This is a genomic window from Cupriavidus sp. BIS7, assembly GCF_000292345.1.
Lineage (GTDB): Bacteria > Pseudomonadota > Gammaproteobacteria > Burkholderiales > Burkholderiaceae > Cupriavidus.
The window spans coordinates 40,400-56,098 of sequence record NZ_ALOU01000025.1; the positions used below are offsets into that span (position 1 = coordinate 40,400).

General features: G+C 63.8%; 16 protein-coding genes. 5 read left to right on the top strand and 11 right to left on the bottom strand.

Annotated elements, in window-relative coordinates; genetic code table 11:
- The first annotated feature begins 55 nt into the window (after window positions 1–55).
- Window positions 56–922: a LysR family transcriptional regulator gene (locus tag B552_RS0110270; protein ID WP_019448933.1), complete on the top strand. Its 867-nt coding sequence runs from the start codon at window positions 56–58 to the stop codon at window positions 920–922.
- A gap of 10 nt (window positions 923–932) precedes the next feature.
- Here B552_RS0110270 and B552_RS0110275 read toward each other — a convergent pair whose 3' ends face one another.
- Complete coding sequence (locus B552_RS0110275; RefSeq protein WP_019448934.1) at window positions 933–2,240, bottom strand: MFS transporter; 1,308 nt, start codon at window positions 2,238–2,240, stop codon at window positions 933–935.
- A 40-nt stretch (window positions 2,241–2,280) separates the two neighbouring features.
- Window positions 2,281–2,910 carry a TetR family transcriptional regulator gene (locus B552_RS0110280; RefSeq protein ID WP_019448935.1) on the bottom strand — a complete coding sequence of 210 codons (630 nt, stop codon included), beginning with the start codon at window positions 2,908–2,910 and terminating at the stop codon, window positions 2,281–2,283.
- Between the two features lie 193 nt (window positions 2,911–3,103).
- Here B552_RS0110280 and B552_RS0110285 point away from each other — a divergent pair, with 193 nt between their 5' ends.
- Window positions 3,104–3,868, top strand: coding sequence for a glucose 1-dehydrogenase (locus tag B552_RS0110285; protein WP_019448936.1), 765 nt, complete (start codon window positions 3,104–3,106; stop codon window positions 3,866–3,868).
- 90 nt (window positions 3,869–3,958) lie between these two features.
- On the opposite strand, the gene B552_RS27395 is transcribed toward B552_RS0110285, so the two are convergent.
- From B552_RS27395 to B552_RS0110320, 8 genes are all read right to left on the bottom strand, one after another.
- A complete protein-coding gene (locus tag B552_RS27395) occupies window positions 3,959–4,339 on the bottom strand; it encodes a hypothetical protein (RefSeq protein ID WP_019448937.1) in 381 nt (126 codons plus the stop codon).
- Window positions 4,340–4,580: 241 nt separating this feature from the next.
- Window positions 4,581–5,882, bottom strand: a complete 1,302-nt coding sequence (locus tag B552_RS0110295) for a type II toxin-antitoxin system HipA family toxin (protein ID WP_019448938.1) — start codon at window positions 5,880–5,882, stop codon at window positions 4,581–4,583.
- Entirely contained in the window at window positions 5,879–6,184 is a 306-nt protein-coding gene (locus B552_RS0110300; RefSeq protein WP_019448939.1) for a helix-turn-helix transcriptional regulator, read from the bottom strand. Before B552_RS0110300 ends, B552_RS0110295 begins: the two co-directional genes overlap by 4 nt.
- A gap of 144 nt (window positions 6,185–6,328) precedes the next feature.
- Window positions 6,329–6,892 (bottom strand): hypothetical protein, encoded by a 564-nt coding sequence (locus B552_RS0110305; RefSeq protein WP_019448940.1) that lies wholly within the window; start codon window positions 6,890–6,892, stop codon window positions 6,329–6,331.
- A 125-nt stretch (window positions 6,893–7,017) separates the two neighbouring features.
- Window positions 7,018–7,959 (bottom strand): patatin-like phospholipase family protein, encoded by a 942-nt coding sequence (locus B552_RS0110310; RefSeq protein WP_019448941.1) that lies wholly within the window; start codon window positions 7,957–7,959, stop codon window positions 7,018–7,020.
- Between the two features lie 115 nt (window positions 7,960–8,074).
- The gene (locus B552_RS0110315; protein WP_019448942.1) at window positions 8,075–8,599 is read right to left on the bottom strand and encodes a hypothetical protein; all 525 of its coding nucleotides are present in this window, start codon (window positions 8,597–8,599) and stop codon (window positions 8,075–8,077) included.
- A gap of 9 nt (window positions 8,600–8,608) precedes the next feature.
- Complete coding sequence (locus B552_RS29175) at window positions 8,609–8,881, bottom strand: hypothetical protein (RefSeq protein ID WP_083860271.1); 273 nt, start codon at window positions 8,879–8,881, stop codon at window positions 8,609–8,611.
- 416 nt (window positions 8,882–9,297) lie between these two features.
- Window positions 9,298–10,830: an acetyl-CoA hydrolase/transferase family protein gene (locus B552_RS0110320; protein ID WP_019448943.1), complete on the bottom strand. Its 1,533-nt coding sequence runs from the start codon at window positions 10,828–10,830 to the stop codon at window positions 9,298–9,300.
- A 326-nt stretch (window positions 10,831–11,156) separates the two neighbouring features.
- Here B552_RS0110320 and B552_RS0110325 point away from each other — a divergent pair, with 326 nt between their 5' ends.
- The 3 genes from B552_RS0110325 (at window position 11,157) to B552_RS0110335 (ending at window position 14,901) form a co-directional block, all read left to right on the top strand.
- Window positions 11,157–12,923, top strand: a complete 1,767-nt coding sequence (locus tag B552_RS0110325) for an FAD-dependent oxidoreductase (RefSeq protein ID WP_019448944.1) — start codon at window positions 11,157–11,159, stop codon at window positions 12,921–12,923.
- Window positions 12,924–13,226: 303 nt separating this feature from the next.
- Window positions 13,227–13,526, top strand: coding sequence for a hypothetical protein (locus tag B552_RS27400; RefSeq protein ID WP_019448945.1), 300 nt, complete (start codon window positions 13,227–13,229; stop codon window positions 13,524–13,526).
- 298 nt (window positions 13,527–13,824) lie between these two features.
- The gene (locus B552_RS0110335) at window positions 13,825–14,901 is read left to right on the top strand and encodes an alpha/beta fold hydrolase (RefSeq protein WP_019448946.1); all 1,077 of its coding nucleotides are present in this window, start codon (window positions 13,825–13,827) and stop codon (window positions 14,899–14,901) included.
- Window positions 14,902–14,990: 89 nt separating this feature from the next.
- Here B552_RS0110335 and B552_RS0110340 read toward each other — a convergent pair whose 3' ends face one another.
- Window positions 14,991–15,689, bottom strand: a complete 699-nt coding sequence (locus B552_RS0110340; RefSeq protein WP_019448947.1) for a c-type cytochrome — start codon at window positions 15,687–15,689, stop codon at window positions 14,991–14,993.
- Window positions 15,690–15,699: the final 10 nt, after the last annotated feature.

Consider the following 15,699-nt stretch of genomic DNA (forward strand, 5'->3'; position numbering starts at 1 on the left):
TGAAACGAATCATTTTTTGACTGAGCATCGAAAATTTCGATGCTTGAAGCCCGCCTTGCTCCGATATTTCAAAACCTTTCTGATCGCCGCAGAGACTGGCTCGTTTTCTGCCGCTGGGGCACGCCTTGGCCTGACGCAGTCTGCTGTCAGCACGCAGATCCGGCGGCTGGAGGACGACCTTGGCTGCACATTGTTCGACCGCTCGGGTAAATCCGTGACGTTGAGCGAAGAGGGCCGGCAGATGCTGGCCGATGCCTCCCGACTCGTTTCGATCTATGAATCGATGAAGGGCACGCGCTCGCAGCGCGATATCGCGCCACTGGACCTGGGTGCCGTGTCGACCGTGCAGGCGAGTCTGTTGCCGCGCGCTATGCAGCGTTTCCGCACGGCGTATCCCGATACACACGTCAATATCGTGCCCGGCATGTCGACGCAGCTCCTGACACAGGTGGATGCGCGCGAACTCGACATCGCGGTGCTGGTCAAGCCGAGGCTGGGCATTCCGCCCGAACTGAAGTGGGTGCCGCTGCTCAAGGAGCGTTTTGTGGCGGTGGCGCCGCGCGGGTCGCCCGGCGACCTGAAGACCTTGCTGGCCACCGTGCCGTTCATTCGCTATAACCGCCACTCCACCGGCGGCCAGTTGGTGGACCGCTACCTCAAGCGCCACCGGCTATGGGTGCAGGAGGGCATGGAGCTGGACGAACCGGCCGTGATCCTGCAGATGGTTGGCGAGGGGCTCGGTTGCGCGATCATTCCGGCGGATTTGGTGCCACTGAGGCAGACACCAAATATCGAGGAAGTGCCGATGCCGGGCGCGCCGCTGTATCGCGAGATTGGCGTGCTGGTGCGGCAGTCGGCGTTGAAACGCGCCACCGTCGCGGCGCTGATAGACGCGTTCGTGGCCGGGTGCCACGAACGCTAGGCCATGATCCTCAGGCGTTGACCGTCTGTGGCGCGGCGCCGCCTGCCTGTGGCGCAGGGCGCCGTACCATCAGTGCCAGCAGTCCTGCCACAAGGCAGGCGCCACCGGCCACATAGAGCGCCGGTGCATAGGTCAGCCATGCCGTGCGCGACAACCCGGCGCCGAACGCCGCCGTGGCTGCGCCGATCTGATGTGCGGCGAACACCCAGCCGAAGACCATCGCAGCGCGCTCGCGACCGAATACACTGCCTGCCAGCTTGATCGTCGGCGGGACCGTGGCCACCCAGTCGAGCCCATAGAACATCGCGAACACGGACAGGCCGTAGAGCGTGAATTCCGAGTGGGGCAGCCAGAACAGCGACAGGCCACGCAGCGCGTAGTACCAGAACAGCAGCTTGCGGTTGTCATAGCGGTCCGACAGCCAGCCCGACAGAATCGTGCCAACGAAGTCGAATGCGCCCATCATCGCCAGGGCCGATGCCGCCGGCACCGCCGACATGCCGAAGTCCGCGCACAGTGCGATGAAGTGCGTCTGGATCAGGCCGTTGGTCGATAGCCCGCAGATGAAAAACGTGCCGGCGAGGATCCAGAACGTCTGCGTACGCGCGGCATCGCGCAGGACCATGAACGGGCCGCGCAGTGACAGGGGCATTGCGGGAGCCGCGGCGGCAGGCGCTGTGCCAGGCAGTTCACCGAACGGTGCAAGGCCTATGTCCGCAGGGCGATTGCGCATGAGTGCGAATACCAGCACCGCCAGCGCCGCGCAAGATGCCAGCACCGGAAGCACGGCAAAGCGCCAGCCCATGTGTTCGATCAGCCAGGCGGCTACGGGCAGGAATGCAAGCTGACCAGTTGCGGAACTGGCCGTGAGCATGCCGATGACAAGCCCGCGCCGCGCCGTGAACCACCGGCTGGCGACGAGTGCCGCCAGCACCATCGCGGTCATGCCCGAGCCGATGCCGAGCATCAGTCCCCAGGCAACGAACAATTGCCAGAGCTGCGTAGCCATCGTGGCCATGGCCATCGAGCCGGCAATCAGCGCCAGTGCCACGCAGACCACGTTGCGGATGCCGAAGCGTTCCATCAACAGTGCCGAGAATGGCGCCATCAGGCCGAACAGCGCAAAGCGGAACGCGAGGATCGATGAGACCTGATCGGTGCTCCATCCCATTTCGCTGGTCAACGGCTTCAGGAACGCGCCTGGCAGGCCGAGCGCGGCGGCTGTAGTGAGCATCACGCAGAACGTGATGGCGGCGACGATCCACGCATAGTGGATGCCTCGGCGGTCGAGCCGGCTCGATAGGGTTTGCGCAAACATGGGTCTCCCCGGGGGCGTTGTGAGAATGTGGTGCCTGGATTCAGGCCGTAATGGGTTTGGCGGAGGCAAGCAGCCTCGTGCGCACCGCGTCGAGAAGCTCGTCGGATAGCGCGTCGCCGCGAGTCGCGCGTGCCATCGTCATGGCGCCGACGAGCATGGCGACCTCCGCCAACGCGGCGCCGCGCGCTGCGTCGCCACCGTTTTCATCGTCGTCACCGTTGTCATCGTCAGGTGCCGTGGACTCCCAGAGGCCGAGCAACGTCTTGAGCCCCTGCAGGTATGCGGCGTGAACCGGCTTGCCGCTGGCTTCGCGAGCCACGTCGCCGGTAAGGGCCGGGGCGGCACAGCCATCACCCGCGGCATCCCGGTGGGCCGTGGTCAGGTATTGATCGACGAGGCTCTGGCGAGCCGCTTGCCGGTCCCCGTGAGCCTGATCGATCCGATGCTGCCAGCGTCCCGCCGATTCTTCGAAGGCCAGTGCGCAGGCCCTGGCAACCAGTTCGTCCTTGGAAGCAAAGTGACCATAGAAGCCGCCATGCGTGAGCCCCGCGTCGGCCATCACCTGGGCGACCGATATGCCATGCAGGCCATGTTCGCGAACCAGTCGTGCCGATACCGCCTCAATGGCTGCCTTGTGTTGCTCGGCTACCGCCCTTGATGCACGCGCCATTTGACGCCTCCTTCCAGATTCCGAAATTGCTGCTTGACGGCAGTTTAGATGATGACCATACTTTATTCAATAGATGTCGATCATCATCAAACGGCGAGTTGACCGTGAGGTGGCATCAAGTTGCCGACGACGTCTGTGGAAACCCGCACATCTGACTCAACTGACTCAACTGACTCACTGAAGGAGTTCTTTCATGTTCAAGCTGTTTGATATGTCTGGCCGCGTGGCGGTCGTCACGGGGTCTACCAAGGGAATGGGTCTGGAAATGGCGCGCGCGCTCGGGCAGGCCGGCGCACGGGTGGTCGTTTCCGGCCGCGATGCCGCGGTCAGCGAAAAGGTTGCTGCCGAACTGCTTAAGGAAGGCATTGATGCCACCGGTATCGCCTGCGACATCAGCGACACCGCCAGCGTGCGCGCCTTCGCCGATAGCGTGCTGAAGGCAGTTGGCCGCGTGGACGCGCTGATCCTGAACGCCGCGGGCAGTGGCGTGGCAGGCCCGATCCTGGAGCAGGGGCCTGAGCAGTTCGACGAAGTGATGGCCGGCAACGTGCGCGGCAACCTCGTGCTGGTCAACGCGCTGGCGCCGCAGATGATCGGGCGCAGCGACGGCTCGATCATTTTCATGTCGAGCATCGCCGCACGACGCGGCTCGGCGTTGCTGCCGCTGTACAGCATCTCGAAGGGTGCGGTCGATCTTGCCATGCGCAGCCTGGCCCACACACTGGGGCCGCACAACATCAACGTGAACAGCATCAATCCAGGACCGGTCCGCACCGATTTCTCGCGCGATGCGCTGTGGGGCAACCCCGAGCGCGAAAAGGCGCTGTCGGCGGCAATTCCCATGCGCCGCATTGCCGAAGCCCGCGACGTGGCGGGCCTGGCCGTGCTGCTGGCATCGCCCGCAGGCCGCTATATCACGGGGCAGACAATCGGTCTCGATGGCGGCGCGACTGCCTGACGGTACCTTCGCCCGACTTGCGACGCCCGGCACCGGCGCCCGGTGCCAGGGCGGCACTGCTTCCACGCCGGGCGTAGTGTCGCACGTGCTTCACTGCGTGCTGATGCGTCTCAGGTTGCCCGATGCGGGTGTCATCACAGCGGCGGGGGCGGGCGCCGGCATTGGCGGTGCGGGTTCCGTCCGAACCGCGCGAGGCTGGCGCGCCGGTGCGATGCCTTCGGCGGCGTTGAACGCTTGCCCGTTGTCGTAGCCGGTGGCCACGGCCTCCAGGTATCCGGGTGCGAACTTTTGTTCGGGCGTGACCTGTGTGGTGGGTGGCGACACTGGCTGCGCATGCGCCGCCGTGTGGAAGCAGAGCACAAGCACGCGCAACAACAGAATCCAGCTACGCAATCGATAACGGATGGCGGGCACGTGGCCCGGGCGCGGCGGCGCAATGACGCCCGGCCGCAACTGGGGCGGGATCTTCATGACAGTTCTCCGGGGGGAGCGAATGGCTCCGTTGGATGGGATGAGCAGCGGCGCCGCGCTCGATCCTGCTTTGCAGAGAACGTGCCAGTGGCAAATGAGTGGGAAAAGCGGAGGGGAAAGCAGCTACATGCGCAGTTCACGCGTCTGGGCGGGCACTTTTCGCGAGTGATGCGGTGGCCGGCAGCAAACGGTCGCAGGCCCGTGGTTGGGCGCCGCCCAACAGTCTGTCAGGCTCGGTCTGTCAGGCCTGCGCCAGTGCCACCGCGCCGGACAGTCGTTCCGTGACTGCGCGCCGAACCCCGGCGGGCGCGTCCTTGAGAAGCCTCGGCCAGTCGGCCTTGGCTTGGCGCACGGTTTCCTTCGCGATCGCCAGCAGCCGGGCACGTCTGAGCAGGCCGGCGGATCGCACCATGGCGTCGAGATCGTCCAGCGTGAAAGTGCGCAGGGCCTTGTCGATGGCGCGATTGATGCCGTAGTCGGTCACGGGCACGTCGTCAAAGAATGCCGTTACGCACACGGGATCGTAGAGGGGCGAGAGGATTGGCCTCTTGCCGTCCGGATAGCAGACCGCCCAATTCTTTAGGTGTGCATCGGTATTGCCCATCAGCAGGAACGCGACAAAGCGCTTGACGAATTCCTGCGTGTCCGGCGCCGGTCGTGCGGAAAGCCGGTCCAGAACACGCAGTACGTTGCCGTAGTCATGTGCCAGCGAGCGGCCGTACTTGTTTCGCGGGGCGTAGCCAAGGATCTGGGCGAACTCCTCCATATGCACGCGATGGCCTCCTGGCGCCCGGTCGAACCGCTTGACGGCCAGGATGCGATCGAAAGGCACCTGCTCGGGGAGTTCCGCCTCCTCGCGCGAAATGATCGATGCTTCGGCGCATTCCAGGCCCAGCGCGCGGCATAGTGCATAGCCCGTGAACTCGTTCTCGACAAGATCCGGGTGGCGCGCGGAGGGCAGCTTGAGGATGAAGTCGCCGGCCTCGCCGTGGCGCTTGACGACATAGCGCCTGCCTTGCTGGATCGCGGAGAATTTGGTCACCGCGCCCGGAATGGCTGCGGCGTCTTCCACCGGCTCCTCGACGAATCCGGGTTCGAGCACGTCCAGCCCTAGCGCCGTGTGCCAGTTGCGCACGATTTCCGGCACGCCTTCGGCTGGTGGCACGGGTTCCACTTCAACGGCTCCAGGCAGGTCGTGCCCGGCTGCCGCCAGCAGTTCGAATTCATCATCCGTGGTGCATCCACGCTCCCTGGCCAGCCGCTCGCGATTGTGACCTTCGGGCAGCAGGTTCTGGAAAAACACCGGCCAGTGGCCGTCCGAACGGGCTACGCGTGCGTCACGCAGCGCAGTGAGGATGGCCCGCGTGGCGGCTTCGGTCTCGCCGACGTAGCCAAGTGACAGCGTGGGACGGTTGGCGTCCTCAACGTAGTCGTGATCGAACGAGACCCGGAGAATGTCACCGTACTGGGAGAGATAGCCGATGCCACGGCGCCCGGTCGGCGTATGGAGGAACAGGCGCAGATAGCGAATCGACGTGGTCATTTCGCAATCAAGGTGTCTACGATCGACGGCGGTGCGTCGCCACCGGGTGGCTGGGCCAGATAGCGGCCACCGGAGCGGACGAAGTTCTCGAGGTCTGGCCGTAGCACGGTTGGCACCAGCATGACGTCCATGCCGAGTGCGCGGGCCATCTCGATAACCGTGGACAACTTCGGGTCGATCTCCCGGCTTTCGGTGCGCTGGACAGTCATCCTGGAAAGCCCCGCCCTGGACGCCAGTTGCTGCTGGCTGACGCCCGCCGCGCGGCGCGCGGACTCCAGCTCGGTCTGTAAGTCGATGCTCATTGGGCTACTCATTTTGCATGAAATGCATGTTCAGAGTAGCAGTCAGTCGCCCATCCTTCAAGCTGAAATGAGTAGTTCACTGATCATTTTATGAAAAATGATCAGTTTATGTAGCGGGCGTAGGGCTGGGTCGTGGGGATGGCTCTAGAGCTGACCTTGAGGGCTGACGATGGCCGGCTGCTGCTTGTCCCGGGGTGAACTACTCGAACTGGTGGAACTGGTGGAACTGTATGAAAAGTACTTTGCCTTGGCGCCTTTGGCCCAGTAGGCGACCACGAGCCCCTTGCCGTCACGTGCGTAGAGCATTTCGATGCTGCCGTTCGTGGCAGCCCATTCCGCGTAGCCGTTTTCGGCACTGGCATCGGTCTTGCGCTTCGATTCGTAACGGGCATCGAGCTTCCTGACCACATCGTCCATCGCGGACCGGTCGAAATTCAGGGTGACGAGCGCCACGGTGTCCTGGTTGTCACAGTTGACGGTTGCCTTGGTCAGGCCCGGCAGTTTGAACCGGTCCAGATTTCGAAGCTCGATCGTGTCGCCACCGGCCCACGGCGATGTGCCTGTTCTGACGCGATTGGGACCCGGGGTCATACGCGCACATTTGGTCTTGCCGAGTTCGACGCCGAGTGGCGCGGCAACGTTGGGGGTTTCGGCGTGGGCGGCCAGGCTGGCAAGGAGCGCAGCGCAGAGTAAGGGAAACGTCTTCATCAAGGTGGCTGTGAATTCACGGATGGTCAGCCACGATTTTACGGCCGAAGGAAGGCCTGCCTTGAGAATGAGGCGTCAGATGACGTGATGGAGTGGGGCAGCAGGGGTTTGGTATTGGGTCCGGGCTATGTCGGATGGCTATGGCCATGGTGGTCGCCGTGCGCATGGTTCGACGCTGGCATCGGGATGTCAGCGCTGCAACTGGGCGCTGACTCGTCGTGCGTATGCGGCTCCAGCGCGCCGGGCACACGCCGGCTCGACAGGCCATCCGCACGCAGCCACGCGAGCGTCGCTTCCGCTGCCCGGTCAATCAGCTCGCCGCAACGCGTGTAGTCGTAGGGAGAGATGTCGAGCGGACAGAGCGGCGGCACCACAGCAATCTGGGCCTGCTCCGACCAGCGCTCGAGATCATGCACAAGCTGCCGCGCCACCAGCAGCGACAGCGCATTGAACGCGTGCTCGACCGCGCCGCGCGGCGGCCGGCGCTCGGCGCACGCAAAGCCGGCTGGCAGCACAATGATGCGCGTCGCACCAAGCCGGATCGCGGTGGAAACAGGCGTGTTGTTGGCCACCCCGCCATCGATCAGCTTGCGTCCATCGACTTCCACCGGAGGAAAGACACCCGGAATGGCCGCGCTGGCCAGCACGGCCTTGACGATGTTGCCGGAAGACAGCACGACCTCGTCGCCCGTGTTCATGTCCGTGGCCACCACGTAAAGCGGCACGGCCGAATCTTCGAGCCTTGCCTCACCGAAGTTGCGGTTAAGCAGCCGTTGCAGTCCGAAGGACTCCACCAGGTGCCCACGGTTGCCCGCGATCATGCCAAACATGCTGCGCCACGACCACGGCAGCACCTCCGCCCGCGTGATGCTGCGCCACAGGGTTTCCAGTTTTGTCGTGCCTTCCACATGCGGATGGCACGCAAAGTAGGCGCCGTTGATCGCCCCGGCCGATGCGCCGATCACCAGATCGGGGGCGACTCCCCAGTTCACCAGTTCCCGCAACATGCCGACCTCGATGGCGCCCAAACTGCCGCCGCCGGCGAATACGAATGCAGTCTTTTCCATGGATATCAACATGAAGGGCCAGGTCGCCCGTCAGCTTTTATGTGATGGTCGTCGGGACAGAATAGGCCACTTCGGGCCGGGCAAAAAGGGGGGGCAATGTTGATGGTGCCCCGCTTCATGCAACCAGTTCGGTAAGTTGCTGCCTGAATTCAGGTGCTAAGCGGCTGGCGCTCCTGGCCAGATTGACCTGCATTGTCGTATTGGCGATCTCGACGAGGGTTGGGTCAAGGTCGTAGTTGCCGCGCTCGGCCAGCCACGCCAGCACATCCGCCAGATGCCAGACGGACGCGGCACCGTCGTGTACGGGTACCGGGAACGACTTCGCATGTGAAACCATGAGCTTGCGCATGTTCTGCCGTGTCACGCCAATGGCATCCGCGACATCGGTCAGGCCAACGAAATCCGGTGTGGCTTCGATCAATCGCGCATCGGCGGCGATCCTTCGAACATCCGCCAGCGCGCTGAGAATGGCATCGCGCGCAGATGGGGCCTCGCGCGTGAACATCAGGGCAAGGCGGCCCGGCAAGCCAACGCCTGCAAGCGCGTCATCACAGCCGCCGGCGCCCAATCGTTCCGCTATCTCGTCAAGATTGTCGTCTGGCGGCGATAGCTGGTATTTCAGCGTGAAGGTGTATTCCATGTTGTCCTCTCAATGGGAGACTCCAGGGGGCGCTTTGTGACCTTGATGGATCGAGCAGTGGTCAACCACACGGCGCAAATGGCGCGCATGGTTGGATGGGTTGCGTGGCGTGCTCCAGATGCACACGATGCAGAACTCGCCACAACGGCAAGTGGAACTGTTGTATGGGCAATAAAGCTTGCCCCATGCATGGGCCCCACCTTGTTCGCATCGCCAGAATTCGCTTTCCGCGTATCGGAGTGCGGCTTCCACTTCTTTCTTCGGGTGTTGGCTTCGATCCATTCAGGGCTCCAACGATAGGTTGCTTTGAATAAGTTGTCAACTGACAACTTATGTTTGCACCTTCGCATCTGCGAAAGTGTGATCGAAGGCTAACGACTATGTTGGTGCGTGTCTGAAATTGCCTTTAAATTGGTACCATTACGCGCGAAAATGTTAAAACTGTTCTGCAATTAACCGCCAAGAGTTTTCTCCGTCGACACTTTTGAATGCCGGCAGACAGGGGCCCAATCCGAAATGCGGAAATATGGATATCGCGCCGATTGCCAATGAGGACACCGTGAACGGTACGCACCGAGCACCATGTTGCGGGCGTTGATGGAGGCGCAAAAAAAGAAAGCCGCTTCATTCCGAAGCGGCTTCCAGGAGGGTCAGGAGGGTCAGGAGGGTTCAGGAAGGTCAGGCGGGCTCAGCCACGCTCACGCCGCCAGCGCTTCGTTGGCGGCCTTGACTGTGCGTTGCTGCGGCTGCATCGTGCCGTGCTCGCGATAGTTGACGTGCCACGCGAAGGCTTCCTCGAGCAGGTGGGGCGTTTGCCCCCCGCGCAGGCAGGCACGGCGGAAATAGTCGAGCAGTCCATCGCGATAGGCGGGATCGGCGCAGTTCTGAATGACCTGCAGCGCGCGTTCGCGCGGTGCCAGGCCGCGCAGATCGGCCAGCCCGTGTTCGGTGACGAGGATGTCGACGTCGTGCTCGCTATTGTCCACGTGCGACACCATCGGAACGATGCTCGAAATCTTGCCGTCCTTGGCCACCGACTTGGTCACGAATACGGACAGGTAGGCATTGCGCGCAAAATCGCCCGAACCGCCAATGCCGTTCATCATGTGCGTGCCGCCGACGTGCGTGGAGTTGACGTTGCCGTAGATGTCGCACTCAAGCGCGGTATTGATCGTGATGAGGCCCAGGCGGCGCAGCACTTCGGGGTGATTGCTGATTTCCTGCGGGCGCAGGATCAGGCGCGACTTGTAGCGCTCGATGTCGTCGAGGACGCGGCGATATACCGGCGCCGACAGCGTCATCGAGGACGCCGAGGCAAAGCGCAGCTTGCCGGCATCGATCAGTGAAATCGTGCTGTCCTGCAGCACCTCCGAGTACATCGTCAGGTCATGGAACGGCGAGTCGGCCAGGCCGTGCAGCACCGCGTTTGCAATGGTGCCGATGCCGGCCTGCAGCGGCTGCAGCGAGTGGGATAGCCGTCCGGCGCGCACCTCCCGATCGAGCAGGCCGATCAGGTGCCCGGCGATCTGGCGCGTTTCGCCATCGGGCGGCAGCGCGTTGGACGGGCTGTCGTCGCGCTGGGTGATCACGATGGCCGCGATACGTGACGGGTCGACGGGAATGTAGGGCAGGCCGATTCGCTGCTCGACGGAAATCAGCGGAATCGGCTGACGATACGGCCGCTGTACCGGGAATGCGATGTCATGCAGGCCTTCCAGCCCGGCTGGCATGTTCAGGTTCAGTTCGACGATCACCTTCTTGGCCATCATCGCGAAGCTGGCCGAGTTGCCGACGGAGGTGGTAGGTACGATGCCGCCCGTCTCCGTAATGGCGGCGGCTTCGATCACGGCGATGTCCACCGGTGCAAGCTGGCCGCTGCGCAATTGTTCGACGGTCTCGCCCAGATGCTGGTCGATGAACATGACTTCGCCGTCGTTGATCTTGCGGCGCAGCGTGGCGTCGGACTGGAAAGGCAGGCGGCGCGCAAGCACATTGCTTTCGGCCAGGATCTTGTCGGTGTCGTTGCCGAGGGACGCCCCCGTGATCAGCGTGATACGCAGCGGGTCACTTGCCGCGCGGCGTGCCAGTGCCACCGGCACGGCCTTGCAATCGCCGGCGCGCGTGAATCCGCTCATGCCGACCGTCATGCCATCCTGAATCAGCGTTGCGGCCTGATCGGCCGACATGATCCTGTCCTGGAGGGCGGCCAGGCGAATGCGATCGCGGTACATCTCGTCTCCTTGCTAGCTGGGGGGCTGTCTGGTCTCCGCCGCAGCGCCGCAGACCTTGCGGGTGCCGGCGGGGTGCGCGTTTTCATGGGCGCGCAGCACAGTGTAGCGACCGCTTAATATTCTCACCATGATTTAAATCACTGGATCCAAGTCGCTTTTTTCATCGTTATCCGGGGCAGTGCCGGCCCGCCAATACGGCGATGCCGGGCGGCCCCTACCGCCACGTTTGCCTAAAATCTTCATGTGTATTTCGAGCAAGGGCCGATTACTATCGATCCTTGCGCGGCCGGCGGCGTCCGGCCATCTGACGATTGCAAGGGGGATGCATGGAGATCACGCAGGCGACTTCGGAAATCGATGCAAGTCCCGAGACTTCGGGGGGAGACGTCGGCCACGAGCCGGTCTCCGGGCTGGAGGCGCCATACTCGCTGCTGGAGTCTCGCAGCCACCAGATGTTTCCCACGCTGACCGCGGCCGAGATCGACCGGATCCGACGCTTTGGCGAACTGAGGTCATGGCGCGCCGGGGAGATGCTTTTTGTCACGGGCGATGTGGGCCGCGGCATGTACGTTGTCCTGTCTGGCCGCGCACGCATCATCCAGCGCGATGGGCTGGGCAACAGAAGCACGATCACCGAAGAGGGCCCCGGGCAGTTCCTGGCGGAAGTTGGCCAACTGACTGGCAAGCCGGCATTGGTGGATGCACTGGCCATAGAAGACACCGTTGCGCTGGTAATTGCCCCGGACCGGTTGCGCGCACTGCTGGTGGCCGAAGCGGATCTTGGCGAGCGCATCATGCGTGCGCTGATCCTGCGCCGGGTTGGCCTGATCGAGCGGGGCAGCGGCCCGGTACTGGTCGGCAAGGGCACGCAACCGCTGTTGCTGGCGCTGCAGGCTTTCCTGCGTCGCAATGGTCATCCGCACAGGGTGATCGACATCGATACGGATCACGATTCCACCTGTCTTCTCGACCTCAGCAACGCCCCGCAGAGTGATTTTCCAATGGTGATCTGCCCCGACGGCAGCGTGCTGCGCGCGCCCGATGAGGGGCAGCTTGCCAGTTGCCTTGGGCTGGTGCCGGAATTCGATCCCGACCATGTCTATGACGTGATCGTGGTCGGCGCCGGTCCGGCGGGGCTGGCAACGGCCGTGTATGCGGCTTCAGAGGGGTTGTCGGTGGCGGTTGTCGACTGCCGCTCCCCCGGTGGTCAGGCCGGCGCCAGTGCCCGCATCGAAAACTACCTGGGCTTTCCCACCGGCATTTCCGGCCAGGCCCTTGCAGGCCGGGCACTCGTGCAGGCGCTCAAGTTCGGCGCGCACCTGGCGATTCCGCTCGAAGCCAAGGCGCTTCATTGCGGCGATCAGCCGATCCGCATCGAACTGACAGACGGCCGCCTCATTCCTACGCGCACCGTGGTGATTGCCAGCGGCGCGCAGTACCGTCGTGCCGATATCGAATCACTCCCTCGCTTTGAAGGCCGCGGCGTCTACTACTGGGCGTCGCCGGTTGAAGCCAAGCTTTGCAAGGATGAGTACGCGATGCTGGTCGGTGGCGGCAATTCGGCGGGGCAGGCAGCGGTGTACCTGGCATCGCACGCGAAGGAGGTGCATATCCTCGTGCGAGGCGAAGGGCTGGAGGCGACGATGTCTCGCTACCTGATCGACCGTATCAAGGGTCTGCCGAACGTATATCTGCACACGCACGCGCAGATCACTGCGATGGAGGGCGAGGAATGGCTGTCGACGGTGCGCTACAAGGAGCGTTCCCAGGGCCCCGAATGCATCGCGATGCCGGTGCGCCATGTATTTCTGTTCATCGGCGCCGCGCCGAACACCGAGTGGCTGCGCGCGTGCCATGTCGAAACCGATGACAAGGGGTTCGTCCTCACCGGTTTCGATGCCCATCACTCGTGTACCGAGCGCGCGGACTTCACGCTGGAAACGAGCGTGCCAGGCGTATTTGCGATCGGCGACGTGCGTTCGGGTTCCACCAAGCGCGTAGCCGCCGCCGTGGGCGAGGGGGCCGGGGTCGTCGCGCAGATCCATCGCTACCTTGCAAGCCTGGAGCCTGTTCGGGCGGCAGCGCATTCCTGAATGGCAGGTATCACGGGGATCACCTCCGAAAAGGCGGCGGCCGCGCGCACTACGCTCCGCTGACCGCGCAGGGCCGCGCGGGACCGATGTCCCAGGCCTTTCGGCCCGCAAGCCGACGTCCCGCCCAGAACCGGGACTTGCGCCTCATGCCGTGAACACCGGCGCTGTCAACAATGCTTGCCAGCGCCGGTTGTGGCAAAGGCGATCCCACACCCGCGTGTCTCATCCATTTCCGGTCGCCTGTACGAGGCCATGCCGTGCCGGCAATGCCGCCCGGTCCTCGATTGGAGCTGGAGTATCGAGATGCGTATGAATCCCGCCAAGACCCTGTTCGCAACATCCGCACTGGCCGCTGGCCTGTGCGCCAACCCGGCACACGCCGGCGCGTTCAGCGAAGTTTTCATGTTGTCGAATTCGCCGACGCACGCAGGCGTGTCCGCGTGCAAACGGGGCGGCTTCGATCCGTACACCGACGGCACACGAGTAGTCGGGCCGCGTGACCCTTATACCGATGGAGGCAACCACAACGGGCCGCGTGACCCCTACACGGATGGCGCGCGCAATGTCAGCGGCCATAGCGACTGTGCATCGCACAGTGCCTGAGCCAACCACTCACGCGCGTTGCAGCGCGCATTGACCCGGGAGCATGAAGAGAACGCCCGGCCACGGCCGGGCTTTGCATACTGGCTGCGAGGCACCGCGCATGGTGTACCTCTTGCGGCGCGCGCAACGTGCGCCACGTCTGGCCTTCCGCACTTCGCGGGGCGGGGTGGCAATCCTGTTGCCCGCGCGCCGGACATCGTTGTCTAAGATAGGTGAGTCGCCCGGCCCGACCGGACGCGGTGAGCCTGTGTCCCGGCATGCCGCTTCGCTCGCATCCTGCGCCGCGTGTGACCCCGCCATGCCGATGCTCAAGCAACAGATTCGCCTATGCACGACTCCGGATCGCGTACGCCTGGCGTATGCGATCACCGGAAGCGGCCCGCCACTGGTCAAGGCCGCGAACTGGATGAGCCATCTCGAATTCGATGTGGGCAGCCCGGTCTGGAGCCACATGTTGTGTGCGCTCTCAGAACAGCACACGTTGATTCGCTATGACGAGCGCGGATGCGGCCTGTCCGATCGCCATGTCGACGACCTGTCGTTCGAGGCATGGCTGCGCGACCTGGAAACCATCGTCGATGCAATGGGCGTCGATCATTTTCCACTGCTTGGCATCTCGCAGGGGGCCTCGATCGCCGTGGCCTATGCCGTGGCGCACCCCGGACGCGTCAGCCACCTGATCCTGTATGGCGGCTACGCGCGTGGACGGATGAAGCGCGATCCCGGTCCCGAGATGCGCGAAGAGGCCGAGCTGATGATCCGCCTTGCGGAGATCGGCTGGGGCCAGGAGAACCCCGCATTCCGCGAATTCTTCACCATGCAGTTCATGCCGGGCGGCACGGCGGAACAGCACCGCTGGTTCAACGAGCTTGAGCGGGTGTCGACTTCGCCCGTCAATGCCGCGCGCTTCATGCGTATCTTCAACGATATCGACGTCGTCGATCTGCTGCCGCAGGTGTCCTGTCCCACACTGGTGATGCACGCGGTGGGCGATGCGCGCGTGCCGTTCGACGAAGGGCGGCTGATCGCCAGCATGATTCCCAACGCGCGGTTCGTGCCGCTGGACACTGGAAATCACCTGCTGCTGGAAACGGAGCCGGCGTGGCATCGCTGGATCGAGGAGGTGCGTGCTTTTCTGCCAGCGCCGGAGTCAGGTAGTGACCCTGCGTTTGGCACGCTTACGCGGCGCGAGCGCGACATCGTGGTGCTGATCGCACAGGGGCGCGACAACGCACAGATTGCCGCTCACCTCGGACTTTGCGAGAAGACCGTGCGTAACCACATCACCAGCATCTTCTCCAAGCTGGAAGTGGAGAACCGCTCGCAGGCCATCGTGCTGGCGCGGGAATCGGGCTTTGACCGGGTGCGGGTCTGACGTTTCCAGGAGGCGCCATCGAAACGATTCCGGCGCGCCTGGCCAGAACCGCTTCGCTTCAGTTTGATGACGCCTCGAAGGCCCGTCCGTCAGCGGCCCAGCACCCAGCCGGCCAGCTCGCGCAGGTCGGCATCGCTGACGCTGGCGAACGACGGCATCGGCACGGGGCCCCATTTGCCGCTGCCGCCGTTGCGGATGCTCTGCATTACGGCGCCAATGGCATTCGGCTGGCCCGCGTACTTGGCCGCAACATCGTGAAAGGCGGGGCCAACCACCTTCTTGTCGACCGCATGGCAGGCAAGGCAGTTGTTGGCGGCCAGCAGGCTGCTGGCGTCATGCGCCTTGGCCGGGGCCGGTGCAGCCTGTGCCGCTGTTGCCGCCGGCTTGGCCGCAGCGGTGGCGGTGGCCGCAGCCGCAGCCGCTGCCGTCGTTGCCGAGCGTTCCGCCCCGTACGTCTTGACCATGTAATCGGCGATTACGGGGATGTCTTCGTCGCGAAGCGGCGCGCCATAGGCGGCCTTCATCTTCTTGACCGTGGCATCCCAGTAGGCGCGGCCCAGCGAATGCGGCTGGCTGGATGCGTACTGCGCGGAATGGCAGGTCATGCAGTTCTGCTGCACCAGCTGGTAGCCGGGCAGGTCGCTGGGCTGATAGCTGGCCGTCTCCTGCGGAAGCTGGATTTCCAGTGCGTGCGCTGCCGGAATGGCAGCCAGTGTCAGCGCCAGCGATGCTGCAATGTGTTGCGCGGAGAAGCGCGCCGAGAAGCGTTTGCGGTTGGTCTTGTGCATGGCGGGTTCC